This window comes from Streptomyces sp. NPDC020731, from assembly GCF_044334705.1.
GTDB lineage: Bacteria > Actinomycetota > Actinomycetes > Streptomycetales > Streptomycetaceae > Streptomyces.
In genome coordinates, this window is record NZ_JBIRTN010000015.1 from 150,614 (window position 1) to 176,641 (window position 26,028).

Sequence of the window (26,028 nt, forward strand, 5' to 3'; positions counted from 1 at the left end):
CCGGGGCCGTCCTCACGGCCGGGGAACGCGCGCGTCCGGCAAGGTCTCGCGAGCGGGAACCACCGGATACCGCTCCCTTGCCACGGTTCACGAGTGGGCCGCCCGGCGGGTGACGTGAACGGTGCCGTAAGGCCAGTCGGGATGACAGCACAGCGCCGGGGCGGCTGTCCGGGACGGTCACCCTCCAGATACGAAGCATGTGGAGAGACCGGCCGTTCCGGGCCCCGATGGCCGTAAGATCTAGTGATCTCCTGGGGGTGGTCATGGGCAGGCAGCGTCCCGGCGCACCGACGCTGGAGGAGGTGGCCGTGCTCGCCGGTGTGGGGCGGGGCACCGTCTCCCGCGTCATCAACAACGAGGCGGGCGTGAAGGATTCGACGCGCCGTGCCGTGCAGCGTGCCGTCGCCGAGCTGGGGTACGTCCCCAATCTGGCGGCCCGTTCGCTGGCGGGCCGGCGTGCCGACGCCGTCGCCCTGGTCATGACGGAGCCGGACTGGCGGCAGTTCGGTGAGCCGTTCTTCTCGGAGATCGTCCGGTCCGTAGGCGACGCGCTGACCGACACCAAGGTGCAGCTGCTGCTCACCCTGGTGCGCACGGACGCCGAACGGCAGCGCCTCGTGGAGTACGCGCGCGGCGGCCGGGTCGACGGCGTGATGCTGATGTCCGTGCACGCCGAGGACGCGTTGCCCGACATGCTGGCCGAAGTGGGACTGCCCACCGTCCTGCTGGGACGGCGCTCGGGCGAGGAGAGCGTGACCTACGTCGACGCGGACAACGCCGGCGGCGCCCGCGGCGCGGTGGCACATCTGCTGGGCCTCGGCCGCCGCTCGATCGCGACCATCACCGGGCCGCTCGACATGTACGTGGCCCAGTGCCGGTTGCGCGGCTACCGCGAGGCGCTGGATCGGGCGGGCGCCGAGAGCAGGCCGGCCTGGATGGCCGAGGGGGACTTCTCGGCGGCCAGCGGGCACCGGGCGATGGCCGAACTCATCGAGCGCGCACCTGAGATCGATGGCGTGTTCGCCGCGTCGGACACCATGGCCGCGGGCGCGCTCGACGCCCTGCGCGCGGCGGGACGCCGGGTGCCGGAGGACGTCGCGGTGATCGGGTTCGACGACTTCCCGCTCGCCCAGCACACCGATCCGAAGCTGACGACGGTGCGCCAGCCGCTGGAGGAGATCGGCCGGACGATGGTGCGGCTGCTCCTGGAGGAGATGGAGGAGCCGGAGGTGGCCTGGCGGCACGTCATCCTCCGTACGGAACTGGTGCTGCGCGGCTCCGCCTGACCCACTCTTCCCGCGTTCCCCCGCGGTCTCACGAGCCACGGCGCCATCGAATGTTTCGGGAGCGCTCCCGAAGCGGACCTCCCTTGTGGATCACCTCGCTGACCTGCGGCTTCGAAATAAATTCGACAGTTTCCCGCGCACAGTCTTGTCAGGGACATGTGCAGCTCCTACAGTCCCGTCCCGAAACACCAATGGGAGCGCTCCCATCAATGGGGAGAGGGGAGCGCTCCCTCCGGTCCCCCCGCACCCTCTCGGAGAGGTCCCCGCATGCGACGGTTACCGCACCAAACCCGGGCCCTGCGCGGCCTGTTCGCGACGCTCCTCACCGCTCTCGCCGTGGTCGCGGCGCTGGTGACCGGGACGGCGCCGGCCCAGGCCGACACCACGATCTGCGAACCGTACGGATCGACCACCATCCAGGGGCGCTACGTCGTCCAGAACAACCGCTGGGGCAGCAGCGCCACCCAGTGCGTCACCGCCACGGACACCGGCTTCCGCGTCACCCAGGCCGACGGCTCGGCGCCGACCAACGGGGCCCCGAAGTCCTACCCGTCGGTGTTCAACGGCTGCCACTACACCAACTGCTCGCCGGGAACCGCCCTCCCCGCGCGGATCAGCGGCATCTCCAGTGCGCCCAGCAGCATCTCGTACGGCTACGTCGGCGACGCCGTGTACAACGCCTCGTACGACATCTGGCTGGACCCGACGCCCCGGACCGACGGCGTGAACCGCACCGAGATCATGATCTGGCTCAACAAGGTGGGCCCGATCCAGCCGATCGGCTCCCAGGTCGGCACGGCCACCGTGGCCGGGCGCAGCTGGCAGGTGTGGTCGGGCGGCAACGGCTCCAACGACGTCCTGTCGTTCGTGGCACCGTCGGCGATCGGCAGCTGGAGCTTCGACGTCATGGACTTCGTCCGGGAGACCGTCGCGCGCGGCATGGCGCAGAACGACTGGTACCTGACGAGCGTCCAGGCGGGATTCGAGCCCTGGCAGAACGGTGCGGGGCTCTCGGTCAACTCCTTCTCCTCCACGGTGAACACCGGCGGCAGCGGCCCGGAGGAGCCGGGCGGTCCGGCCGCGTGCGCGGTGTCGTACGCCACGAACGTCTGGCCGGGCGGCTTCACCGCGAACGTCACCGTGAGGAACGCCGGTCCGTCCGCCATCGACGGCTGGGAGCTCGGCTTCACCCTGCCCTCCGGGCAGCGCGTCACCAACGCCTGGAACGCGTCCGTCAGCCCCTCCTCGGGCGCGGTCACGGCGAGCGGGCTCGGCGGCAACGCGCGGATCGCGCCCGGCGGGAGCCAGAGCTTCGGCTTCCAGGGAACCTACAGCGGCACCTTCGCCCAGCCGAACGGCTTCAGCCTGAACGGCACCGCCTGCACGACCACGTGACGCGACCGGCGGGCCGCGCACCCGCCGTGTCACCCCGACCCGGGGCCCGCTCTTCCTCCCTGCGCCGACAGGGCGGGCCCCGGGTCCCCCTGAGCCCCCCGCCCATCCGGTTGACGCCCCTCCCCGGACGGGCGGGGTTTCCACCTCTGCCACTCCCCCGTCAATCCACTACCGGCACAGGAGATCCCATGGCCTTACGACGGAGATTCATCTCCCTGGCAGCAGTACTGGCCACCCTCCTCGGAGGGCTCGGCCTGAGCTTCCTCTGGCAGAACGACGCGCAGGCGCACGGCGTGGCGATGATGCCCGGATCACGTACCTACCTCTGTCAGCTGGACGCCGTCACCGGCACCGGCGGACTGGACCCGACCAACCCGGCGTGCCGGGACGCGCTGAACCGGAGCGGCTCGTCGGCGCTGTACAACTGGTTCGCCGTCCTCGACTCCAAGGCGGCCGGGCGGGGCGCCGGTTATGTACCGGACGGTACGCTCTGCAGCGCCGGTGACCGGTCCCCGTACGACTTCTCCGCCTACAACGCGGCCCGCGCCGACTGGCCGCGGACGCATCTGACGTCCGGGGCGACGGTCAAGGTGCAGTACAGCAACTGGGCCGCCCACCCCGGTGACTTCCGGGTCTACCTCACCAAGCCCGGCTGGTCGCCCACGTCCCAGCTGGGCTGGAACGACCTGGAGCTCGTCCAGACCGTCACCAACCCGCCCCAGCAGGGCTCACCGGGCACCAACGGCGGCCACTACCACTGGGATCTGAAGCTTCCCTCCGGGCGCTCCGGCGACGCGCTGATCTTCATGCAGTGGGTGCGTTCGGACAGCCAGGAGAACTTCTTCTCCTGCTCCGACGTCGTCTTCGACGGCGGCAACGGCGAGGTGACCGGCATCCGGAACTCGGGCGGCACTCCGACCCCCGACCCGACCCCGGATCCGACGGATCCCCCGCCCCACACCGGATCCTGCATGGCCGTCTACAACGTGGTGAACTCCTGGAACGGCGGCTTCCAGGGCTCCGTCGAGGTGATGAACCACGGGACGTCGCCGCTGAACGGCTGGGCCGTGCAGTGGAAGCCCGGTTCCGGGACCACGATCGGCAGTGCGTGGAACGGTTCCCTGACCAAGGGCTCCGACGGCACGGTGACGGTGCGGAACGTCGATCACAACCGGGTGATCAACCCCGAGGGGAGCGTGACGTTCGGCTTCACGGCCACGTCGTCGGGCAACGACTTCCCGGTGGGGACGATCGGCTGCGTGACACCGTAGCCGGACTCGCCGGGCGACACCGGCGCCCGCGGCGCGGCAGCGGGCGCCGGTGTCGCCCGGCGCCGCGGGCCGCCGGCGGAAATTCCCTACCGGTGGCGCCCGCAAGGGGCGGAGACTCGTCCCATGGCTGACATGGAGTCGTTCAGGGAAGCGGTCACCGCGTGGGCGGCCGGAGGTCCCGGTGACCCCGCGCGCGAGCTGGCGGCGCGGCTCGACGTCCGGGCAGCGGTCCTGCTCGAAGGGCTGAGCGACGCCGCGGCGGTCGGCGCGCTGGCCGCGAGCCGTGGCCGGGACCTGCCGGCCGAAGGAATCTGCGTCCTGCCGATGGGAGGCGCGATGAACATCGGGCGCTTCGCCCGCCTTCTCGGGCCACCCGGCCTGGGCCTGCGCCTCACCGGGCTGTGCGACGAGGGCGAACACGGCTACTACGCCCGCGGGCTGGAACGGGCCGGTGTCGCGGGGGAGGAGTTCTTCGTCTGTGCCGCGGACCTGGAGGACGAGCTCATCCGCGCGCTGGGGGTGACGCGGGTGGAGGAACTGGTCCGGGCGGAGGGCGACCTGCGCCCCCTGCGGACCTTCCTGAGCCAGCCCGCCCAGCGGGAACGCACGCCACAGCAGCGGTTGCGGCGCTTCCTCGGCACGAAGAAGGGCCGCAAGATCCACTACGGTCGCGTCCTCGTCGAGGCCCTCCACCCCGGGCGCGTCCCCGCCCCGCTCGACGATCTGCTCACCGTCCTCTGACCGGTGGGCGACGGGTCGGGGAAGGACCGGTCGCCGAAGAGGACGCGGCCGGCCGCGGCCCGGCCGAACGGCGTGCGCAGCAGGGCGAACGCCGCTGTGGTCGCGGCCGGTGTCCGTATCTGCGCCAGGCCCCTGCGCAGGGTGAGCCGGCCTCGGAAGTGTGCGCGCAGGGCGGCTCCGCTGTAGTGGGTCAACGCGTCCGGCCGCCCCGACCGCAGCGCGTCGTCGAGGACGGAGGCGGCCAGTTCCGACAGTCGCAGGCACGGGTCCAGCCCCCCGGCGGTGAGCGGGGAGACCGCGCCCGCCGCGTCGCCCACGAGGAGCCCTTCGGCACAGGCGATGCGGCGCAGCACTCCGCCGACGGGGATCGGGCCCCCGCGTCGCTCCACCGACCCGGGTCGGTCCACACCGGTCAGACCGGGGGCCGAGGCGCTGAACCGCTCCATGGTCCGGCGCAGGCCCCGGGGGAAGCGGTCGGCGTAGCCCGCGACCCCGACATGGGCGTGCCGCCCGTCGTTGACCACCCAGGCCAGGTACCCGGGGGCGAACGAGGGGTCGAGGACGCAGTGGAAGGTCGGGGGTTCACCGTTCGCGGGCACCTCGAAGATCTCTTCGGCACCGACCAGCAGTCGGCGGTTGCGGTCGAGGCCGAGGTCGCGGGCGACGCTCGAACGGGCTCCGTCGGCGCCGACGACGAAGCGTGCCCGGACCGCGGCCGGTCCGTCGCGGCCCACCAGACGGAAGGTGCCGCCCCGCCGGCCGGCGTAGCGTGTGCCCAGTGCCAGCCGTACTCCGGCGTCGACCGCGACGGCGGCCGCCGACTCGTACAGCGGCGCCATGTCACCCACCCGGAACTCGTCACGGTCGCTGACCAGGCTGACGGGGCGGCGCAGGCCAGGGGGGTAGAGCACCACCCGCCGAATCGGCGGTCCGAGGTGTTCGTCGGGCAGTGGGAAGTCGTCGAGCGTCTTCCGTACGAAGATTCCTGTGGTACGGATCGCACCGGCGAGGCCGGTCCGCCGCTCGGCCAGGAGCACGTCGTGGCCCTGCCGGGCGAGAAGTGTGGCGACGTGAAGGCCCGCCAGTCCGGCCCCGATCACCAGCACATCCGTTTCGACCGTCTCCCCGGGGTGGTGGAGGGCGTGGGCTGTTGTGGACATGACTGTGCTCCTTCAGGCCGTCGAAGGCAGAGACTTCGATCGAATCGCGATGAAAATCTATCGAAATTCGATAGATGCGGCAAGCGTGGGACATGCCTCGGGTCTGCGTGGCACATCATCGGCGCCGGGCGTGGAGCGGGTGTGAACCTCGTTCGCCGAAAGAGCGTGGTGGCGTGCGCGCGCCCTGGCCGGGCCCTGAACCGGCCTGGGCACCGGGCGGACCGGTGACCGATCGGCCGAGGCCGGGGGAGACACGCCCATGAGGTTCGGCTACGCCCTGCTGCCCGACTGTCCGCTGCGGAATTCGCCGGCGTCCGTCGAGCTCGCCGACGAACTGGGCTTCTACGCCTGTTACGCCGCGGACGGGACCTGGCACAAGGACCTGTGGCTGCTGTTCGCCGTGGCCGCCCAGGCGGGAAGCCGAACCCACCGCATCGCAGGGAACCATGCTCCGGTCCGGGCGGCCCGGGACGTCGGAGGCGGAGCTCCCGGCGGGCTGTGGTGATCGAGATGTAGGCAAGGAGACGCGCGCGTACGGTCGAACGGTGGACTCCCGAAAGGGCGACCCGGTATGACCAGAAGCAGTCCGCGATCGGCCTCCGCACCGCAGCACGCCACCCAGGACACCGGCGGCGGTGGACACGCGATGGCGTTGCTGGTCATCGCGTCGTGTCAGCTGATGGTGGTGCTGGACATCACCATCGTGAACATCGCGCTGCCGCACATCCAGCGCTCCCTGGACTTCTCCACCACCAGTCTGTCGTGGGTGGTCAACGCCTACACCCTCACCTTCGGCGGTCTGCTGCTGCTCGGCGGCCGGGCCGGCGACATCCTCGGCAGACGGCGTGTCTTCATCGTCGGCGTGCTGCTCTTCGTGCTGGCCTCGCTGCTCGGCGGGCTCGCCCAGAACTCCGGCCAACTCCTCGCCTCCCGCGCCCTCCAGGGCGTGGGAGGCGCCATCGCCTCCCCGACGTCCCTCGCCCTGATCAGTACCACCTTCCGCGAAGGGCCGGAACGCAACCGGGCCTTCGGGGTCTTCGCCGCGGTGTCGGCGGGCGGTGGCGCGATCGGGCTGCTCGCCGGAGGTGTGCTCGTCGAGTGGCTGAACTGGCGGTGGGTGCTCTTCGTCAACGTCCCGATCGGGCTGCTCATCGCCCTCGCCGCACCGCGCTGGATCAAGGAGTCCGAACGTCACCCGGGCCGCTTCGACATCACCGGCGCGCTGACCTCCACCGCCGGCATGGTGCTGCTGGTCTACGGGTTCATCAGGGCCGCGCAGGACGGCTGGCGGGACGCGCTCACCCTGGCCTCGTTCGCCGCGGCCGTCCTCGTCCTCGCCGGGTTCGTCCTGGTCGAGAGGAGGTCGAAGCAGCCGATCACCCCGCTGCACATGTTCGCCGACCGCAACCGCGCGGGCACGTACGGCATCATGCTGTGCCTGGCCGCGGCGATGTTCGGCATGTTCTTCTTCCTGACGCTCTTCGTGCAGAACGTGCTGGACTTCAGTCCCCTGCGGGCCGGACTCGCCTTCCTCCCGGTCAGCGTGGTCATCGCGATCGGCGCCGGACTGGCCTCGCGGTTCCTGCCCGTGTACGGGCCCAAGCCCTTCATGGTCGGAGGTGGTGTGCTCGCGGCGGCGGGCCTGGGCTGGCTGACGCTGACCGACGTCCACTCCACCTACGCGGGCAGCGTCCTGGGGCCGATGCTGGTCTTCAGTCTCGGCATGGGCATGGAGTTCGTGTCGCTGACGCTGATGGCGCTGTCGGACGTGCCCGTACAGGAGAGCGGCGCGGCCTCCGGCCTCCTCAACGCCACCCAGCAGGTCGGCGGCTCACTCGGTCTGTCCATCCTGGTCACGGTGTTCGGTACGGCGAGCGGCAACGAGGCGGAGAAACAGATTCCGCGCTTCCTGCAGCAGGCGACCCCTGCCGAACGGCTGCGCTTCCGGCGCACCGGAGAGCTGCCACCGCCCTGGGCCGACGAGGTCCTCACCTCCGGTGTCTCGGCGGCCTTCGTCATGGCGGCGATCTTCGCCGTGCTCGCCGCGCTGATCGCCGTCGTGGCCGTCCAGGTCCGCCCCTCCGACCTGCGACGCCTCCAGGGCGGGTGAACGGGCCCGCCGGTGACCGGTTCAGTGGCCGCGTCGGGGGACCTTCAGGTCCGTGACCACGGGCCGGTGGTCCGACGCCTCCGTCGCCACCGTGCGGGCGCCGGTCACCCGGATGTCGGGGGAAACGGTGACCAGGTCGATGCGCTTGGCGGGGTCGATCGCCGGGTACGTCCCGCCGCCGTCGGGGGCGGCGTCCCGCAACCGCTCCCACAGCGGCGCCAACTCGGGGGCCGTCGCCTCGGCGTTGAAGTCGCCGACCAGGACCTTCGGTCCGCGGTCGGCGGCCAGTACGCCGAGCATGTCCGCCACTTGGGCCTCGCGGACCGACGGGTCGGCCCGGTAGTCCAGGTGCGTGGTGTAGACGTGCACCTGGGCGCCCCGTACGTCGACCACCACTTCGGCGAAGCCGGGCGCCGGGGCCGGCACCGGATCGGGTGTCTGGGTGGAGAGCCGGGTGATCTCGTGGTTCTCGGCGGCGAGTACGGGGTGGCGGCTCAGCACGGCGACGCCGAACTGCCGCCGCTCGCCGCCCTGGACGGCCGGGTCCAGGTCGTAGATCGGTGCGAAGAACACCCGCATGTCCAGCTGCTCGGCCAGTGCGCGTGCCTCGTCGGCGAAGTCGCTGCGGGCGCCCCAGTGGACGTCGACCTCCTGCAGGCCGATCACGTCGGCACGCAGGTCGCGCAGGGCCGCCGCGGTGCGGTCGAGGTCGAAGACCTGGTCCTCACCGGCTCCGGCGTGGATGTTGTACGTCGCCACCCGCAGCGGCACCGCTGGGGCGTGCGCCCCGGGAACACCGGCGGCCGCGGCCGGTGCGGTCGCGGCCAGCAGGACGGCGGCGAGTACGGCGGCGGTGCGGACAGGACGTCGAGATCTGGGCTTCACGCCTTCTCCAGGCCAGGTAGAGGGAGGACCGGCACAGTGCGTTCCATCGGGGCTCTCGTCGGTCATCGCAGCACCGTACCGCCGTTGTCGCGGGCCGAAGTGGACCTGGCCACAAGCCGGGTGGCCGGCGGCACGACCGGTCCCCGCAACACCGACATGCTGCCCCTGGGCCGTATCGGCATCCGCGCCGAACGGGGTGAGGACCGTCCGCGCCGGCTCACCCTTGCCGAGCGGACCAGCCCGCGGGAGACGGTCGAACTGCTCACCGACGACGAGGGGCCGGACGTCCTGCGGACCGCCGGGGACACCGACGGACGCGCCCGCTGCTCCCCTTCGGATCACCGGCCCGCTCGGCTCCGTCGGCGCCCGCCCGGACGACCGCGTACGGGAACTGGGACCCGTACCGGCACCCCGCACGACGGCCGTCACCTGCACGCCGACCTGCACGCCGACCTGCCCGCCCACGGCGCGGCCCTGTGCCGCCTCACGCGTCAGCCGCTCGCGAGATCGACACCATGTCACGCGGTGTCGCGCCGTTATGGGTGCATGAGCGGCACGACGGCTGTGCCGAGGGCCATCGCCCCGCCCCAGAAACGGCCGGTAGGGCTCCCCGGCGGTGGGACGGTGCGCCACGGGGCATCCAACAGTTCAGGCAGGCCCCGCCCCCGACGCCGGGCCGCGCCGGCCGTGCTCACCGTGTCCCTCGGACGCAAGGGGTGACACGGTGTGTCATCCCGGGTCCGTGGCGGTGTACGGGCTCCCACGTCCTCCGGGCACACGCCGCTGAACCGCACGACGCACGCTGTGACGGATTTGCACTGCAAACCCTGTACAGAACGGTGGCCGCCCCGGTCGGTCAGCCGGAACAGGCAACCGAAGGACGGAGACGTTCCTCGGTTCCGGCTCCCGGGTGGCGTTCGCATGAAGCCCGGACCCCGAAGAGCTCGATCCGGTGGCCGCCGATGGCCGAGGCCGCCGTACTCGAAGCGCGTCCGCGTCGTACGGTATCGGGCGGCGCCTCGGCCACCGCGGCCGTCGGGTCAGAGCTTCTCGGCGGCCCGCTCCGCGGGAACGGGCCGGCCCTCCGCCGGAGCGGCGGGCGCCGTGTCGAGTTCCGTGAGCATGGTCCTCGTGAAGCCGAAGCAGTAGGTGGCGAGGAAACCCGTCGCGTAACCGACGATCAGACCGGCGGCGTAGACGGTGACCGTCCGCCCCGGCCCGTGGTTGCCGTCAAGGAGGGGGAACAGCGCCCACCCGGAGGGGCCGATCGCGGTCGAACCGACGTCCGTGCCCAGCTGGTTGAAGAGGCCGACGAACGCACCCCCGAAGGCTCCGCCCGTGCAGGCGGTGACGAACGGACGCCCCAGGGGGAGGGACACGCCGTAGATGAGGGGCTCTCCGACGCCGAGGAGGCCGGGCCAGAGCGCGGACTTGATGGTCGTCCGGATCGAGGTGTTGTGCGGCAGCCGGCAGTAGACCGCGATCGCCGCACCGACCTGTCCCGCACCCGCCATCGCGAGGACCGGCAGCAGGACGGTGAAGCCGGCGCCCTCGATGAGGGTCGTGTGGATGGGGATCAGGGCCTGGTGCAGGCCCAGCATGACCAGCGGCAGGAAAAGGCCCCCGAGGAGGAACCCGGCGCCCGCGCCACCGTGGGAAAGCAACCGGTCGGCGGCGTCGCCGATCCAGGTGGACACCTCACCGGCGAGGAACATCAGTCCGAACAGGGTCGCCAGTCCGGCCACGAGCACGGTGACGGTGGGCGTCACCAGGACGTCGACGGCCTCGGGGACCCGGCGCCGGCACCACTTCTCCACGTACACGCCGAGCCACGCGGCACCCAGAGCACCGAGCACGCCGCCCTGGCCCGGTGAGAGGTGCCGGCCGAACGCCTCGACGTTCGCCACTCCGGCGTAGACGACGATCGACGCGATGGCACCGCCCAGGATCGGCGTACCGCCGAACTCCTTGGCCGTGTTGTGGCCGACGAAAACGGCGATCAGTGCCATGAACCCGGACGCCACGGCGGCCAGGGCCGGGGTGACTCCCGGCAGCCAGTGCAGGTTGACCAGCAGGCCGTTGAGACCGGCGATGATGCCGCAGCCGATGAGCGCGGGGATCAGCGGCACGAAGATGTTCGCGATCCGGCGCAGGAACAGCTTGAACGGCGTGGCGTTCCTCGTCTTCCGTTCCGCCCTGAGCGCCGCTCCCCGCGCGGCGAGCGCCTCGGCCGTCACGGGGTCGTCCCCGCGGTCCGGGGCGGGGGACGCCGTCGCGGCCCCGGCCTTCTCCGCCTCGACCAGCGCCTCGAACTCCGGGGTGACACGTGCCACCGCTCCCGGCCCCAGCACGATCTGGTAGGTGTCGTCCTCGACCACGCCCAGGACCGCGGGAAGCGCCTTGAGCCGCTCGTCCTGCACGAGGGACCGGTCGTGCAGCCCCAGTCTGAGACGGGTCATGCAGTGGGCCACCGACGCCACGTTCTCCGCGCCTCCGACCAGGGGGAGGACGGCGGCAGCGGTGGCGTGGTGCTTGTTCTCTTCGCTCATGGTGCGGTCATGCCTTGCTGTGAGGTCGGGGCCGGCGCGTCCTCGAGATTTTCTTTCCCGTGTTCCGATCGAAGCCGGAGGACATTTGTGGTGTACGTCACATCAGCTGCTGTCACGGGAAGCCTCACCATCCCGGTCATGAGGGTGTGACCACACTACGGAGGATGGATTCCGCCATGGACGCTCGCATCAACTTCTTCGGCAACGCGCTCGCCGGCGAGGTGCTCAAGCACATCAACTCGGCGAAGAAGGTGGTGCACGACTCGACACTGCCGGTCGCGACCCAGGAGCTGGTGAAGATCCGCGCCAGCCAGATCAACGGCTGCGGCTTCTGCACCGACATGCACACCAAGGACGCCACCGCCGCGGGCGAGACCCAGCAGCGCCTCAACCTGGTGGCCGCGTGGCGTGAGGCCAAGGTCTTCACCGAGGCCGAGCGCGCCGCTCTGGAGCCGGCCGAGCAGGGCACCCGCATCGCGGACGCCGCCGGTGGTGTCACGGACGAGGCCTGGGCGAACGCCGCGAGGCACTTCGACGAGGACGAGCTCGCCGCGCTGATCTCGCTGATCGCGATCATCAACGCCTACAACCGCGTCAACGTCATCAACCAGCAGCCCGCCGGCGACTACCAGCCCGGCCAGTTCGGCTGAGGCACCCGCCCCGGCACCGCGGACACGGACCGGCGGGACCGCCTGGACACGATCGTCGGTTCCGCCAACCCGTACATCGGCGACCGCCCCACCCACTGGACGGCGCCGGGTGTGCCGCACGACAGCTTCCCGTCGGACTTCCTGATGCGCAGCAAGGCCGTCATCGGCGCGGCGTGAGCGCCGCGGACAGCCGTCCGGCCCCTGTCCCCTCCGGCAGCGGAGGGGACAGGGGCCGGACGTTTTCCGGGTGGGCGGCGGCTCAGGCGGTGGGCCGCGGGGCGCGCAGGTGGGCCCGCCGCGCCAGTTCGCCCTCGTCGACCAGTTCGAGCATGGGCTTGCCCGGCGCGCACATCATGGTCACCACGAACCGGGTGCGCGCGTCCGACAGCGCGTTGCCGTCCTGATGCCCGAAGGACGTCCACTACGAGGTGTTCGGCCCCGACCTCTGGCTCAGCAAGTAGCACCGGACGGAAGGCCGGCCGTCACTCGGACGGTCCGCCTTCCGTCGTCACGTCCACGCGTTTTGTCTTGCCGACCGCAACAGTGGCACTGACATGTTGCCGGACGAGCCGTGAACACCATGCCGCTCCTTCGTGGAAGGGCACACCATGAGCATCGCAGTCCTCGGCGGTACCGGCCTGATCGGGTCGAAGGTCGTCGAGAAGCTGAACGCCGCCGGTCACGAAGCGGTGCCGCACGCGCAGTCGGCCGGGGTGAACGTGCTCACCGGTGAGGGGCTGGAAAAGGCGGCCGAGGGCGCCGACGTGATCGTCGACCTCTGGATGGCCGCCCGCCGGGACACGCGCTGACGCGGTGTCCGGCGCCGTCCCGCCCGTGCCGCGACGACGCCGATGCCGATGCCGATGCCGATGCCGTCGGCGATATGATGCGGTGGGAAGGCTGAGGACGAGGGGAACACATGGTCTCTGGAACCCACGCGGCGCACAACATCGAGGTCACCGCGGAAAGCCTTCAGGAGGACCTGGAACGACTGAAGGTGCAGAAGCAGGCCCTGGAGAGGGAACTGGCCGCCGTCGTGGCACACCTGGGCTCCGTCCAGCGGGCTCTCGGCACCCTCCGGATCCTGATGCGCGACCCCGCCCCGGCGGACCCGGCCCCGGCCGGCACGGCGGAGCCGCAGCAGGCGCCGGCCCCCCGGCCGGACGTGCCCCCCTCCGCCGCCGCGGACGTCACGGCGAAGGCTCCGGCCCAGGTCCGCCGCACCTCCGGTTCCTCCGCCGACGCGGACGGGCAGAAGAAGTACGGCCGGCTCACCGAGCAGATCCTCGACTACTTCGCCACGGTGGGGGACGTGGACGTACGGGCCCGCGACGTGGCGGCGGCCCTCGGCCGTGACACCGACAGCGGAACCATCAACGCGGTCCGCAGCACCCTCGACCGCCTCGTCGGTACCTCCCGCATCCGGCGCAGCGGCCGGGGCCTGTACCGCGCCAAGCGCCCCTGACCTTCACCGCTCGTGGTTCCGGGCTCGCCCGACGGGGATCGGGACGGGGCCCGGAACCACGCCGTTGATCCGCGCACCGGAGCTTCTCCCCACAACGTGTGTTGACATCATCACCGTGTCTTGAACAGCCCGTGTCATGGGTGCGACATCCGGGAAGTCCGAATGCTTCGCCCGAGCCGATGGCGGCCGACGGTGCACTACGATGCCCGCGGTGCCGCTCCTGCCTCCGGAGGCTTCTCCGAATTCCTTGCAAGCAAGGGAAGTTGAGCCGATCCGGGGTCGTGGGCGCCCTCCGGTTCCCCCACCATCAGAAAGACACGGATGCGGATCAAAGATGTGAGCCTGGCGCTCGCCGGCTCCACCCTGCTCGTCACTCTGGGCGCCTCTCCGGCCCTCGCGGACGGTTCCTCCCTGCCCGCCCCCGACCTCACCGCCGTGCGCACCGTGCACGACACTGCTCTCGCACAAGGCGCTCCCGGAGCACTCACCCGGATCGACGAGGGCTTCACCACCTACCGCGTCGCCACCGGGGAGGCCGACACCGGCGCCCACACGGCGATGGACACCGGCCGCCGGTTCCGCGTGGGCAGCGTCAGCAAGACCTTCACCGCGGTGGTGCTGCTGCAGCTCGCCGCCGAAGGGCGCGTCGACCTCGACGCCCCGGCCAACAGCTACCTGCCCGAACCGCTGCCCGACGACCGCATCACCGTGCGGCATCTGCTCAGCCACCGCAGCGGCCTGTACGACTACACCAACGACATGTTCTACAACACCGTCCCGGGTTTCGAGGCGGTCCGGAACAAGGTCTTCGGCTATCAGGAGCTCATCGACCTGTCCACCGCGCGCCCCCTGAACAACGCGCCGGGCGCCGCCTACAGCTACTCCAACACCAACTTCGTCGTGCTGGGGCAGCTCGTCGAGCACATCACCGGCACCCCGGTCGCCACCCAGTACCACCGGCGCATCTTCGCTCCCCTGCGGCTGAGGAACACCTCCTACGTCCATCCGCGGACGACCATCTCCGGCTCCTACGCCCGCGGTTACCTCCGCCAGGACGACACCACGCTGCCGCTGGTCGACTCCACCGAACAGACCGTCTCCTGGGCCCAGTCCGCGGGCGCGGTCATCTCCAGCGGGAAGGACCTCAACCGCTTCTTCTCCGCGCTGCTGTCCGGCGAGCTCCTGCCCGCCGAGCAGCTGGAGGACATGACCACCATGGTCCCGGTCACCGCGGACGGAAAGCAGTCCTACGGACTGGGCCTGCGGGCACGGAAACTCTCCTGCGGCACCACCGTCTACGGCCACACCGGCACCGTCCAGGGTTACTACACCTACGCCTTCACCACCAGCGACGGCGCCCGCAGCATGACCTCCCTGGCGAACACGTCCAACAACGGAACCGTCAACGCCACCCTCGGCGCCACGCTGGACGCCTCCTTCTGCGGCTCCGGTACGGCCGCCAGGCCCACCGCACCGGCTCGCGGTTACACCGAGGACATCGCTCCCCAGGTCACCCGCGACTGACCCACCGGGACACCACACGCCTGTGCCCCGGCCGGACACGTGTCCGGCCGGGGCACAGGCCGGTCTCAGCCCGCCGGCTGCCGCATGCGGGTGCCGACGCGGGCACGCACCGCCTCGACCGCCTCCCACTCCTCGGTCGACAGGGCCGCCAGCGCGGCCGGGAAGACACCGTCCTGTTCCTTGAGGATGTGCTCGCGCAGCAGGTCGAGCGCCCGGATCAGCCGGTCCGGCCAGGCGACGTCCGCCGGTGTGCCGGCCGCGGCCTCCTCCAGCACGGCCTCGATGCGGCGGTGTTCCGCCTCGAGCGCGGCCATCTGCTCGGGGAACTCGTCGGTGAGGGCCGGGAACAGCCCGTGCTCCTCGACCTGGGTGTGGGGCTCCAGTACGGCGCCGATCCGCCGGGCCAGTTCGGCCATCCGGTCGGTGTCGCCGGCACGGTGGGCCTCCCGGACGTGGCTGATCAGGTCCACCACCGCGTCGTGTTCGCGGGTGAGGTCGTCGATCGCCGTCAAGGACTGGCAGCCGCAGTACTCGCACATGGTGTAACTCCTCCGGGGGTGACGGTCAGTTCGGCCGGCCGGCGGGGACGCGTCGGGTGACCCCGCGGCGTACACCGGTCGCGGTGTGGGCCAGGGCCGCCGCGGCCACCAGGGCCAGCAGCACCAGGCCCACCGCGTAGGAGCCGTACGCGCCGTACAGGGCGCCCATGACCAGCGGCGGCAGGAAGCCGCCGAGGCCACCGGCCGCACCGACGACGCCGGTGACCGAGCCGACCTTGTTCGCCGGTGCCAGCAGCGCCACGAGGGCGAAGACGGCGCCGCTTCCGGCACCGAGCGCCGCGGCCATGGCGAGGAACGCGATGGTGCCGACGGGCGCCAGGGCGGGGGTGAACGACTGGGCCAGTGCGCCGGCGACCACCAGGGTCAGTGCGCCGGTGAGCACCCGTACCGGACCGATGCGGTCCGACAGCCAGCCGCCGATCGGCCGCATGGCCACGGCCAGCAGCACGAACCCCGCCATCCGGTTGGCCGCGTCCGCCTGGGTGAGGCCGTAACCGGTCTTCAGGTAGGTGGGCAGGTAGACCGAGAAGGCGACGTAGCCGCCGAAGGCCACCGCGTACAGGGCGGACGCCTGCCAGGTGATGTTCAGCCTGAAGGTCGCGGCCAGACGGCGCGCCAGCGGCTCGGTCGGCACGGTGCACCCGGGGGCGTCGCGCAACAGCAGGGCGGCGGCCACCGCGTACACGGCCAGCGCCGCGGCGGTGATCAGGAACGGGTTGGCCATCCCGTGCGCGTCGACCAGCTTGACCGTGGTGAGGGCGCTGATCGCGGTGCCGCCCATGCCGGCGCCGAAGACGCCGATGGCCAGGCCCCGGCGTTCGGGCGGGAACCACGCGCTGACGAACGGCACGCCGACGGCGAAGGAGGTGCCGCCGATGCCGAGGAAGAGGCCGCCGGCCAGCAGCGCGGCGAGCGAGGAGTGCCCGGCCAGACCGAGGTAGAGCACGGGCACGATGGTGGCCGCCGAGACCAGCGGGAACATCACCCGTCCGCCGAACCGGTCGGTGAGCGCGCCGACCGGGATGCGGCCCAGGGAGCCCACCACGACGGGGACCGCCACCAACAGCGACTGCTGGAACGACGACAGGCCCAAGGAGTCCTTCAGCTGGGGGGCGAGAGGGCTGAGCAGTGCCCAGGCCCAGAAATTGAGGGCGAACCCCGCCGTGGCCAGGGCCAGCATCAGCCAGGCCCGGCCGGTCACGGCCGCACCGGATGCCGGTGCGCGATTCGACTTGCTCGACGGCTGGAGCATGCCGCCCGTCCTCCCTGTTCGCGGTGCGGCCCGGATCAGTCGGCGCCGCGGGTGCCGGAGCTGCGTGCCGGCGTCCCACGACCACTATCGGCCGCGGAACGCGGTGACGCGTTGGGCCGTCAGTCCCCCTCGCCGGGGACCGGCGGTCCCGGAAACGAGGTCCCAACGGCGTGCCGCACCGGCCGTTCGGCCGGACGCGCCGCGGCCCGCGGGGGGAGGGTTCCCTTCGCCTCGGGGCCGTAACCGAAGCGGATCAGCACCTGCGGGCGGCACCATCGGGTGCCGGGGACCCGCATCGCCTCCCGCAGGTCCGGCCATTCCATGGCCTGGTGGAGCAGTGAGGTCCGCACCCCGTGCGCGGTGGCCACCAGCAGCACGCGTTCCAGTGCCTGGCCGGCCCCGAGCCAGTCCCGCGGCCGGTCGCCGACGGTCCACAACAGGGCGACCTGGGCGTGCCGTTCGAACCGCATCCGTGGCCGCCCCGGCACGGACACCCGGCCGGTGAAGTCACGCATCGGCATGCGTCCTGCGGCGTCCAGCGGGCGGGCGGCGGTGAGCGGTATGCCGTACGGGCTCACCCCGGGCGGGGCGACCCAGGCGCGGCTTTCGGCGGCACGGGCCTCGTCCGTGGCGTTGCGCAGCTCGGCCGCCGACGTCACCCGCAGCAGGCGGCGCGTCTGGAGGATGTCCGGGACGTACAGGTGGGCGCCCTCGGCCCGCGCTGCGGCGGTCATGCCGGCGACGACCGGTTCGGGCACCGGGCGGCCGGTGAACGGCATCCGGCTGGAGTGGCGCCGCTCCACGGCCGGGTACAGGGCGCGGTAGGCCGGCGGGGGGTCCGTGGCGACGGTCAGCTGCACGGTGGCCAGCAGTTCCGGATCGTACGGATCCGGCAGCAGGTGTGGTACGGGCTTCCAGCCCAGGTGGGCGGCTGCGACCAGCAGGTTGAGGACGGCCGAGCCGGCGGACAGGTGCAGGGCGCGTCCGTCCGGGTCGGCCAGCGCCAGGGCCCGGCTGCGGTCGGCGTGGACCGTGACCGCCCGGGTGCCCAGGTCGAAGCCGAAGCGCCACGGCTGGGTGTTGTGGATCGACGGCGCCGCCACCGCCGCGGCCAGCAGTGTCTCCAGCGCGGTGGCGTCGATCTCCTTGGTCTGCACAGTGGCTCCTCGCTGTCGGGGGAACCTCCGGTGTGGAGGAGTGCTGCCCGTGGTCTCCACCCTCCGTCGCCGCGGGGCGGGCGGCGAAGGGCCGGGCGGCCCCTCGCCACGCGCCGAGCGGCCCCGGGATCTCAGGTGGCCGGCAGGGCGGTGGCGAGGAGGACGACGCCCAGGGAGCCGACGAGGGAGACGACGGCGAGGGCGCGGGCCAGGCCGGTGCGGTGTCGCGCGTGGGCGATGCCGTGGCCCGCCGCGGCGGCCATCACCAGGACGAACAGGGCGAGTTTGGCGGCCAGGGTGCGGCCGTAGCCGGGTTCGGCGAGGGAGTCCCAGGTGACGCCCTTGTGCCAGGCCATGGCGACGCCCGTGCCGAGCTGCACCGGCAGGAACAGCGCGCCGGTGAGCATCCCGAACCGGCGTCCCGCCTCGGCGGTGAAGCGGTCCTTGGCGTCGGGAGCGAGCAGGCGCCTGGCGAGCGGCAGGATCACCAGGGACAGGGCGAGCTGTCCGCCGACCCACAGTGCGGCGCCCGCCACATGCGCGAAGCGCACCAGGGACCACGGTCCTACGGTGTCCACTACCGCCCCACCTCCACGGTGCCGTGCGCCCCGGCCTCGGCGTGCCGCATGTCGTGGTCGACGAAGGAGTAGTGCCCGGCCCCGGGGAACGTGGTCTCGACGAAACCGCCCTGGGCCGGGGCCAGGTCCAGCACCTGCGCGCCGCCGGGCCGGTCCGGTGTCAGCAGGTAGGCGCCTTCCTTGTACACCGTGTCGAAGACGGTTCCGACGATGTGGAAGGCCACCGGGTCGCCCGGCCCGGCGTCGACCACCCAGAACCGGGCCCGTTCCCCGGCCTTCGCGGTCAGGGGCCGCTTCGCGTACTGGGCGGCGACGCCGTTGAAGACCCAGGCGTCCGGGGTGCCTTCGCGCATCTTGGTCACCTGGGCGGTGCTGCCGGGGGTGCCGAGGTAGAGCTCGGAGGAGACCAGGAGGTACTCGTGGTCCACCTCCTTCAGGCCGGGCGGGTCGATGACGACGGCGCCGTACATGCCGTTGCCGATGTGCTGGAGCATGGGGGCGGTGCTGCAGTGGTACAGCCAGGCCCCGGCCTTCTCCGCGCGGAAGCGGTGGACGAGGCGTTCGCCGGGCTCGAGGGTGCGCATGGGCCGGTCGGGGGCGAGGGACCCGGCGTGGAAGTCGATGCCGTGGCCCATGGTCTCGTCGTCGTTGACCAGGGTGATCTCGAAGACGTCGCCGACCTTGCCGCGCAGGGTGGGGCCGGGGGCGGTGCCACCGAAGGTCCACATCTGCTGTTCGACGCCGGGGGCGACCTCGACCGTGGTGCGGGCGGCGCGCAGTTCCAGCCTGTGGATCCGTCCGTCCGGTGCGGGGGCGAGGTCGGCCGTGCGCGGCTGCCGGCCCGGGGAGAAGCCGGCGCCGAGGTCGAGGCCGGCGCCGTCGGAGGAGTGCCCCTCGTGGCCGTCGGCGGCCGCCCGGCGGACGACGATGTCCAGGGTCATACCGGCCGCGCGGTGTCCGGGCAGGGTGCACCAGGCCTCGCGGTCCTCGGTGACCGGCCCGAGGTCGAGGGTGCGGCTCTGTCCCCGGGCGAGCAGCGGGGTGGCGGATCCGTTCCCGACCTTGAGGTCGTGGCGCTGCGCGTCGGTGTTGGTGACCTTCAGGCGCAGGGCGGTGCCTTCGGTGACGTCGATGCGGGCGGGGCGCACGCGCATGCCGTCCAGGGTGACCTCGACGGTGCGGGTGACGGTGGTACCGCCCGCGGTGCCCGCGGCGACGGCCGGACCGCCCGTGTCTCCGCCGCTGTTGGCGGCGAGCACGGCCAGCACGGTCAGGGCCGCTCCGGCCGCGGTGCCCAGCAGGACGGGCCGCCGGGAGGAGGCGTCATGGCTGCCGTTCACGTCACTCCCCGGTGACCGGCAGGATGCCGGAAAGGGCCGCCCTCAGCTCGGCCCGGCGGGGGAAGGACCCCGGCTGGTAGCCGCACCAGGGCTCCTCGGCGTACGGGTCACCGGTGACGCCGTACGCGCGGGACCGTGAGCCTCCGCAGACCCGGCAGAACTCGCACTTCCCGCACCGTCCGCCCAGCCGGTCGGGGTCCCGCAGACCGGTGAACAGCTCCGAGGTCCGGTAGATCCCGGTCAGGGGCCGGGTGCGCACGTTGCCGGCGCCCAGCGGGAGGAATCCGCTGGGGTGCACGGTGCCGGTGTGCGACACGAAGACGAAGCCGCGTGCCGCGTTGACGTCCAGTGGGGGGCGCCGGGCCCGCCGTCCCCCGGCGTCCAGGCCGAGTGCGGCGGAGCGCTCCCGCAACTCCCGGTAGAGCGGGCCGAGTCCCAGTACCGCCGGGTGGTCGTCGCCTGCCTCGGCGAGGATCCTGCGCTGAATCGCCACCCGGCGGAAGTGGTGGGCCTCGGTGGTCTTGGCGGGCACGGTGAGACCCACGTCGTACACGAAGTTGAGTACGTCCTCGGTCTCGGCGGGGGTGAGTTCGCCGAGTTGCCGGCCGCGGCCGGTGGGCACCAGGAAGAAGGCGCTCCACAGCATCGCCCCGTGGTCGCGGACGAGACGGACGATGTCCGGCAGGTCGTGCAGGTTGTGCCGGGCGATCGTGGTGTTGATCTGCACCTTCATACCCATGGCGCGGGCGGCGTCCCACGCGTCGAGCGTCCAGCCGTACACGCCGGGCACCCCGCGGAAGCCGTCGTGCAGTTCGGCGGTGGAGCCGTCCAGGCTGAGCGAGAGCCCGACGGCACCTGCCGCGTGAACCTCCCGCAGCCGCTCGGGGGTGAGCGTCGGAGTGCCGGACGGCGACACTGCGACGCGGACGCCGACCTCCTTGCCGTGAGCGATCAGCTCGTTCAGGTCGGGGCGCTGGAACGGGTCGCCACCGGTGATCACGAACAGCGGGGCGGGCTGCCCGAACTCGGCGACCTGACCCAGCAGATCCTTGGCCGCGGGCGTGTCCAGCTCACGCGGATCGCGGTCGGGCACGGCCTCGGCCCGGCAGTGCAGACAGGCCAGCGGGCAGGCGCGGGTGGATTCCCAGATGACGATGAACGGCCGGTCGGCGACGTCCTGGTGCTGCTGCCGGATCGCGCGTGCGCCGCTCATCGGGTCCCCCGCGTTCGGGTCGTGGCCAGTGTTCGTCCGGCCGCCCGGGAGTCGTGGCAGACGGGTCGGGCGACCGGACTGTGACCGGTCCGTGCCGCGCGCAGCGCCCGTGACGGGGGACGGCGGGGGACACAGCCGCACGGGTGCTGGTTGCGGTGGTGCACGGGATACCTCCGGATCGGTCGGTGCCAGCCTCCCGCACGGGGCCGGGCCGGCCCCCCGGCCGACCAGTCCCGATCCGGTGGGCCGAAGGTCCCTCTCCGCGGCGGTCGGGCCGTCCGCCCTTACCCGGCAGGTAATTGCCGGGCCGGTGCGCGCGGGCCAGGATGAGTGCTCCGCATCAGCAGGAACGAGGAGGCAGGGTCGTGTCCACAACAGCGTCCGCACCTACGCGCACCGTCGTCGAGGAGTTGCTGCGCCGGATCGGCGAAGGTGACCCCGAGCTCGTCGCCGAGCTGTACGCCGAGCACTGCGACTGGAGACTGGACTGGCCGGAGGCCGAGCACGGCCGGGCCGTCACACCGTGGATCCGGCACCGGTCCACCCGGGCCGACGCGGCCGCCCACTACCGGGAACTGGCCGCACACCACGTGCCGGAGCACGCGGCGACCGAGATCGAGCGCATCCTCGTCGACGGTGACGACGCGGTGGTGCTCGGCGAGATCCGTCAGACCGCCCGGCCCACCGGGCGCGCGTACCGGGCGCGGTTCGCCCTGCATCTCACGGTCCGGGACGGTCTCGTCACCCGGCACCACGTCTACGAGGACAGCCTGGCGGTCGCCCGGGCGTTCGAGCCGCGGAACGGGTGAAGGCGGCCGGGGCGCCACCGGGGCCGTTCGCGACCGGACGGTGACCGGACCGGGAGCGCGCCGTGCCTGCCGCGCGGCCCCTGACGCGAGAAGACGTGGCCGGGCGGCCGGCCCGACGGTCCGTGTCGCCTCCGGTCCGGCCGGGCCTCAGCATCACCGGCCCTCCGCCCCGCCGCGTGGGCCGGGCGGGCCCGTGCCGGCGTCCACCGGTCCCGGCCGCCGGGCGGGCACCGGGCCGAACGGCCTTACCCGGCCGGGCGCTTCGGTCCGGGCGCGCCGAGAGTCCCTGGCCGGTGGGCCGGGAGCGGGCCGGAAGGAGGGGTGAGCAGGGCCGTTCGGCCCAAGGCCGCCCGTGCGGCCGGAACCTAACGTTCTCGACCATGGAGAACGATCACAGCGCACCCCGGGGTCAGGCCCCCGCCCCGCAGGGCTGGCCGCTGGCCGCGCGCAGACTGCTGAACCGCCGTGAGGTCTCGTCCGACGGGCGCGCGGTGTTCGGTGAGGGCGATCCGAAGTGGGAGGGTTTCTACCGGAACCGCTGGTCCCACGACAAGGTGGTGCGTTCCACCCACGGCGTCAACTGCACCGGTTCCTGCTCCTGGATGGTGTACGTCAAGGACGGCATCATCACCTGGGAGCACCAGGCCACCGACTACCCGTCGATCGGCACCGACTGCCCCGAGTACGAGCCGCGCGGCTGCCCGCGCGGGGCGTCGTTCTCCTGGTACACCTACTCGCCCAGCCGGGTCCGCTACCCGTATGTGCGCGGGGCGCTGCTGAAGCTGTGGCGCGAGGCCCGCAAGCGGCTCGGTGACCCGGTGGCGGCGTGGGCGGAGATCACGTCCGACCCCGCGAAGGCCCGTGCCTACAAGCGGGCGCGCGGCAAGGGCGGACTGGTACGGGCCGACTGGGACGAGGTGGCCGAGCTGGTCGCCGCCGCGCAGGTCCACACCGTCAAGGCGTACGGCCCGGACCGCGTCGCCGGGTTCTCCCCCATCCCGGCGATGTCGATGGCGTCGTTCGCGGCCGGTTCCCGGTTCATGTCGCTGATCGGCGGCACCCTGCTGTCGTTCTACGACTGGTACGCCGATCTGCCGGTCGCCTCCCCCCAGGTCTTCGGCGACCAGACGGACGTGCCGGAGGCGGCGGACTGGTGGAACGCCGGCTACCTGATCATGTGGGGTTCCAACATCCCGGTCACCCGCACGCCCGACGCGCACTTCCTCACCGAGTCCCGCTACAACGGCACCAAGGTCGTCGCCGTCAGCCCCGACTACGCCGACAACGTCAAGCACGCCGACGAGTGGGTGTCCCCGCACCCGGGCACCGACGGTGCGCTGGCGATGGCCATGGGCCATGTGATCCTGCGGGAGTTCCTGATCGACCGCGAGGTGCCGTACTTCCAGGACTACCTGCGGAAGTTCACCGACGCCCCGTTCCTGATCGCGCTGCGCGAGCACGCGGAGGGCGGTCTGGTGCCGGACGGTTTCCTGACCGCCGCCGATCTCGGCCACGAGGAGGAGAACGCCGGCTCCAAGACCGTCCTCCTCGACGCGGCCACGGGCGGGCCGGTCGTACCGAACGGCTCGCTCGGCTTCCGCTGGGCCAAGGGCGAGCAGGGCCGCTGGAACCTCGACCTCGGCGAGGTGACACCCGAGCTGACCCTGCTGGAGCGGGCCGAGGAGACGGCCGAGGTCATGCTGCCCCGCTTCGACGAGGGCGCCACCGAGGGCGGTACGACCATGGTCCGCGGGGTGCCGGTCCGTACCGTCGGCGGACGCCGGGTCACCACCGTGTTCGACCTGATGCTGGCCCAGTACGGTGTGGAGCGGCCGGGCCTGCCGGGAAGGTGGCCGTCGTCGTACGAGGACGCGTCCGAGCCTTACACCCCGGCCTGGCAGGAGACCGTCACCTCCGTGCCGACGGAGCAGGCCGCGCGCATCGCCCGGGAGTTCGCCCGCAACGCCGAGCGCACCAACGGCCGTTCCATGATCGCGCTGGGGGCCGGTACCAACCACTGGTTCCACTCCGACACCATCTACCGGGCGTTCCTGGCGCTGACCACCCTGACCGGCTGCCAGGGCGTCAACGGAGGCGGCTGGGCACACTACGTCGGCCAGGAGAAGGTGCGCCCGCTCACCGGTTTCCAGCACCTGGCGTTCGCCTTCGACTGGCAGCGGCCGACCCGGCACATGGCGGGCACCTCGTACTGGTACCTCAACTCCGACCAGTGGCGGTACGAGGCGTTCGGGCCGGACGAACTGGCTTCCCCGCTGGGCGAGGGGCGGTTCGCGGGCAAGGGGTTCGCCGACTGTCTGGCGCAGGCGGTGCGGCTGGGCTGGACGCCGGGTCACCCCGGCTTCAACCGCAACCCCCTCGACCTGGCGGACGAGGCCGCCGAGCAGGGGCGCCCGGTCGCCGAGCACATCGTGGACGAACTGAAGGCGGGACGGCTGCGGTTCGCCGCCGAGGACCCCGACGACCCGGCCAACTTCCCGCGCGTGCTGACCGTGTGGCGGGCCAACCTGCTGGGCTCCTCCGGCAAGGGCAACGAGTACTTCCTCCGGCACCTGCTGGGCACGGACGCGGCCGTCCGCTCCGAGGAGACCCCGCCCGGGAAGCGCCCGCGGGAGGTGGTCTGGCGGGACGAGGCGCCCGAGGGCAAGCTCGACCTGCTGGTCACCATGGACTTCCGGATGACCTCCACCGGCCTGCTCTCCGACGTCGTCCTGCCGGCCGCGACCTGGTACGAGAAGGACGACCTGTCCAGCACGGACATGCACCCCTTCGTGCACGCCTTCACTCCCGCCATCGCCCCGCCCTGGCAGGCCCGTACCGACTACGACACCTTCCTCACCATCGCCGACCGGTTCAGCGACCTGGCCGCCGAGCACCTGGGCAAGCGCACCGACGTCATGGCGGTGCCGCTGACCCACGACACCCCCGACGAACTCGCCCAGCCCGGTGGGGTGGTGCGGGACTGGAAGACCGGCGAGTGCGAGCCGGTCCCCGGACGCACCATGCCCAAGCTGGTGGTCGTCGAGCGGGACTACGCGGCCGTCGCGCAGAAGATGCGGGCCATCGGCCCGCTCCTCGACACCCTGGGCACCACCACCAAGGGTGTCACCGTCCACCCCGACCGGGAGATCGAGGACCTGCGCCTGCGCTGCGGGACCGTCCGCGAGGGCGTGGCCGCCGGCCGGCCGTCGCTGGCCACCGCCTCCGACATGTGCGAGGCGATCCTGGCCCTGTCCGGCACCACCAACGGCCGCCTGGCCACCGAGGGCTTCCGCGAGCTGGAGCGGCAGACCGGCAGCGAGGGACTGGTGGAGCTCGCCGCCGAACGCGAGGCGGAACGGATCACCTTCGCCGACACCCGCACCCAGCCGCGCTCGGTGATGACCTCCTACGAGTGGTCGGGTTCGGAGACCGGCGGGCGCCGCTACTCCCCGTTCGTCATCAACACCGAGCACAAGAAGCCCTGGCACACCCTCACCGGCCGCCAGCACTTCTTCGTCCAGCACGACTGGATGACCGAGCTCGGCGAGCAACTGCCCGTCTACCGGCCGCCGTTGAACACCCCACGGCACTACGGCGACGAGCAGCTGCACGAGGACGGGCGGGCCGAGGTCACGGTCCGCTATCTGACCCCGCACTCGAAGTGGTCCATCCACTCCAACTACCAGGACAACAAGTACATGCTCGACCTGTCCCGCGGCGGTCCGGTCATCTGGATGTCACTTCAGGACGCCGAGAAGATCGGCGTCAAGGACAACGAGTGGATCGAGGCGTACAACCGCAACGGTGTCGTCGCCTGCCGGGCCGTGGTCACCCACCGGATGCCCGAGGGAACCGTGTACATGTACCACGCCCAGGACCGCAACGTGAACGTGCCGAAGACCGAGGTCAGCGGCAGACGCGGCGGCATGCACAACTCACTGACCCGTCTGCTGCTCAAGCCGACCCACCTGGCCGGCGGTTACGCGCAGTTCACCTACGCCTTCAACTACTACGGCCCGACCGGCAACCAGCGTGACGAGGTCACCGTCATCCGCCGCCGCAGCCAGCAAGTGGAGTACTGAG

The 26,028-nt window shown here is 72.0% G+C and carries 20 protein-coding genes and 3 pseudogenes; 13 read left to right on the forward strand and 10 right to left on the reverse strand.

Features of this window, described 5'->3' with window-relative positions; all coding sequences use genetic code 11:
- The first annotated feature begins 263 nt into the window (after nucleotides 1-263).
- From ACH4VX_RS23620 to ACH4VX_RS23635, 4 genes are all read left to right on the forward strand, one after another.
- A complete protein-coding gene (locus ACH4VX_RS23620) occupies nucleotides 264-1,286 on the forward strand; it encodes a LacI family DNA-binding transcriptional regulator (RefSeq protein WP_398369800.1) in 1,023 nt (340 codons plus the stop codon).
- 267 nt (nucleotides 1,287-1,553) lie between these two features.
- Nucleotides 1,554-2,681: a cellulose binding domain-containing protein gene (locus ACH4VX_RS23625; RefSeq protein ID WP_398369802.1), complete on the forward strand. Its 1,128-nt coding sequence runs from the start codon at nucleotides 1,554-1,556 to the stop codon at nucleotides 2,679-2,681.
- A 188-nt stretch (nucleotides 2,682-2,869) separates the two neighbouring features.
- Nucleotides 2,870-3,952: a lytic polysaccharide monooxygenase gene (locus ACH4VX_RS23630; protein WP_398369804.1), complete on the forward strand. Its 1,083-nt coding sequence runs from the start codon at nucleotides 2,870-2,872 to the stop codon at nucleotides 3,950-3,952.
- Between the two features lie 123 nt (nucleotides 3,953-4,075).
- Nucleotides 4,076-4,693: a TOPRIM nucleotidyl transferase/hydrolase domain-containing protein gene (locus ACH4VX_RS23635; protein WP_398369805.1), complete on the forward strand. Its 618-nt coding sequence runs from the start codon at nucleotides 4,076-4,078 to the stop codon at nucleotides 4,691-4,693.
- Here the strand turns inward: ACH4VX_RS23635 and ACH4VX_RS23640 are convergent.
- Entirely contained in the window at nucleotides 4,615-5,853 is a 1,239-nt protein-coding gene (locus ACH4VX_RS23640) for an FAD-dependent oxidoreductase (RefSeq protein ID WP_398369806.1), read from the reverse strand. The genes ACH4VX_RS23635 and ACH4VX_RS23640 overlap by 79 nt on opposite strands.
- Before the next feature lie 259 nt (nucleotides 5,854-6,112).
- On the opposite strand from ACH4VX_RS23640, the pseudogene ACH4VX_RS23645 reads away from it, so the two are divergent.
- Nucleotides 6,113-6,289, forward strand: a pseudogene (locus ACH4VX_RS23645) (5,10-methylene tetrahydromethanopterin reductase); the annotation flags it as partial.
- 135 nt (nucleotides 6,290-6,424) lie between these two features.
- Nucleotides 6,425-7,963 carry an MFS transporter gene (locus ACH4VX_RS23650; protein ID WP_398369808.1) on the forward strand — a complete coding sequence of 513 codons (1,539 nt, stop codon included), beginning with the start codon at nucleotides 6,425-6,427 and terminating at the stop codon, nucleotides 7,961-7,963.
- Between the two features lie 21 nt (nucleotides 7,964-7,984).
- Here the strand turns inward: ACH4VX_RS23650 and ACH4VX_RS23655 are convergent, their stop codons facing one another.
- The gene (locus ACH4VX_RS23655; RefSeq protein ID WP_398369809.1) at nucleotides 7,985-8,848 is read right to left on the reverse strand and encodes an endonuclease/exonuclease/phosphatase family protein; all 864 of its coding nucleotides are present in this window, start codon (nucleotides 8,846-8,848) and stop codon (nucleotides 7,985-7,987) included.
- Nucleotides 8,849-8,932: 84 nt separating this feature from the next.
- Between ACH4VX_RS23655 and ACH4VX_RS23660 the strand changes: the two genes are divergently transcribed.
- Nucleotides 8,933-9,568 carry a hypothetical protein gene (locus ACH4VX_RS23660; RefSeq protein ID WP_398369811.1) on the forward strand — a complete coding sequence of 212 codons (636 nt, stop codon included), beginning with the start codon at nucleotides 8,933-8,935 and terminating at the stop codon, nucleotides 9,566-9,568.
- 320 nt (nucleotides 9,569-9,888) lie between these two features.
- Here the strand turns inward: ACH4VX_RS23660 and ACH4VX_RS23665 are convergent, their stop codons facing one another.
- Complete coding sequence (locus ACH4VX_RS23665; RefSeq protein ID WP_398369813.1) at nucleotides 9,889-11,397, reverse strand: PTS transporter subunit EIIC; 1,509 nt, start codon at nucleotides 11,395-11,397, stop codon at nucleotides 9,889-9,891.
- Nucleotides 11,398-11,573: 176 nt separating this feature from the next.
- Here ACH4VX_RS23665 and ACH4VX_RS23670 point away from each other — a divergent pair, with 176 nt between their 5' ends.
- Nucleotides 11,574-12,047: a carboxymuconolactone decarboxylase family protein gene (locus ACH4VX_RS23670; protein WP_398369814.1), complete on the forward strand. Its 474-nt coding sequence runs from the start codon at nucleotides 11,574-11,576 to the stop codon at nucleotides 12,045-12,047.
- A 259-nt stretch (nucleotides 12,048-12,306) separates the two neighbouring features.
- Here the strand turns inward: ACH4VX_RS23670 and ACH4VX_RS23675 are convergent.
- Nucleotides 12,307-12,453: pseudogene (locus ACH4VX_RS23675) on the reverse strand (cupin domain-containing protein); the annotation flags it as partial.
- A 202-nt stretch (nucleotides 12,454-12,655) separates the two neighbouring features.
- On the opposite strand from ACH4VX_RS23675, the pseudogene ACH4VX_RS23680 reads away from it, so the two are divergent.
- The 3 genes and pseudogenes from ACH4VX_RS23680 to ACH4VX_RS23690 form a co-directional block, all read left to right on the forward strand.
- Nucleotides 12,656-12,826: pseudogene (locus tag ACH4VX_RS23680) on the forward strand (NAD-dependent epimerase/dehydratase family protein); the annotation flags it as partial.
- A gap of 140 nt (nucleotides 12,827-12,966) precedes the next feature.
- Nucleotides 12,967-13,512 carry a hypothetical protein gene (locus ACH4VX_RS23685; protein WP_398369816.1) on the forward strand — a complete coding sequence of 182 codons (546 nt, stop codon included), beginning with the start codon at nucleotides 12,967-12,969 and terminating at the stop codon, nucleotides 13,510-13,512.
- A 321-nt stretch (nucleotides 13,513-13,833) separates the two neighbouring features.
- A complete protein-coding gene (locus tag ACH4VX_RS23690) occupies nucleotides 13,834-15,036 on the forward strand; it encodes a serine hydrolase domain-containing protein (protein ID WP_398369818.1) in 1,203 nt (400 codons plus the stop codon).
- Nucleotides 15,037-15,101: 65 nt separating this feature from the next.
- Here the strand turns inward: ACH4VX_RS23690 and ACH4VX_RS23695 are convergent, their stop codons facing one another.
- The 6 genes from ACH4VX_RS23695 to ACH4VX_RS23720 form a co-directional block, all read right to left on the reverse strand.
- Nucleotides 15,102-15,575: a hemerythrin domain-containing protein gene (locus ACH4VX_RS23695; RefSeq protein ID WP_398369820.1), complete on the reverse strand. Its 474-nt coding sequence runs from the start codon at nucleotides 15,573-15,575 to the stop codon at nucleotides 15,102-15,104.
- A 25-nt stretch (nucleotides 15,576-15,600) separates the two neighbouring features.
- Entirely contained in the window at nucleotides 15,601-16,848 is a 1,248-nt protein-coding gene (locus ACH4VX_RS23700; protein ID WP_398369822.1) for an MFS transporter, read from the reverse strand.
- Between the two features lie 119 nt (nucleotides 16,849-16,967).
- Nucleotides 16,968-18,005 (reverse strand): Acg family FMN-binding oxidoreductase, encoded by a 1,038-nt coding sequence (locus tag ACH4VX_RS23705; RefSeq protein ID WP_398369824.1) that lies wholly within the window; start codon nucleotides 18,003-18,005, stop codon nucleotides 16,968-16,970.
- A 131-nt stretch (nucleotides 18,006-18,136) separates the two neighbouring features.
- On the reverse strand, nucleotides 18,137-18,583 hold the full coding sequence (locus tag ACH4VX_RS23710) for a hypothetical protein (RefSeq protein WP_398369825.1): 447 nt from the start codon (nucleotides 18,581-18,583) through the stop codon (nucleotides 18,137-18,139).
- A complete protein-coding gene (locus tag ACH4VX_RS23715; RefSeq protein ID WP_398369826.1) occupies nucleotides 18,583-19,923 on the reverse strand; it encodes a multicopper oxidase domain-containing protein in 1,341 nt (446 codons plus the stop codon). The genes ACH4VX_RS23710 and ACH4VX_RS23715 overlap by 1 nt, the downstream gene beginning before the upstream one ends.
- Before the next feature lies 1 nt (nucleotide 19,924).
- Nucleotides 19,925-21,136: a TIGR04053 family radical SAM/SPASM domain-containing protein gene (locus tag ACH4VX_RS23720; protein ID WP_398369828.1), complete on the reverse strand. Its 1,212-nt coding sequence runs from the start codon at nucleotides 21,134-21,136 to the stop codon at nucleotides 19,925-19,927.
- 365 nt (nucleotides 21,137-21,501) lie between these two features.
- Here ACH4VX_RS23720 and ACH4VX_RS23725 point away from each other — a divergent pair, with 365 nt between their 5' ends.
- Entirely contained in the window at nucleotides 21,502-21,945 is a 444-nt protein-coding gene (locus ACH4VX_RS23725) for a nuclear transport factor 2 family protein (RefSeq protein WP_398369830.1), read from the forward strand.
- Nucleotides 21,946-22,325: 380 nt separating this feature from the next.
- Entirely contained in the window at nucleotides 22,326-26,027 is a 3,702-nt protein-coding gene (locus ACH4VX_RS23730; protein WP_398369832.1) for a nitrate reductase subunit alpha, read from the forward strand.
- The last annotated feature ends 1 nt before the right edge of the window (nucleotide 26,028 follow it).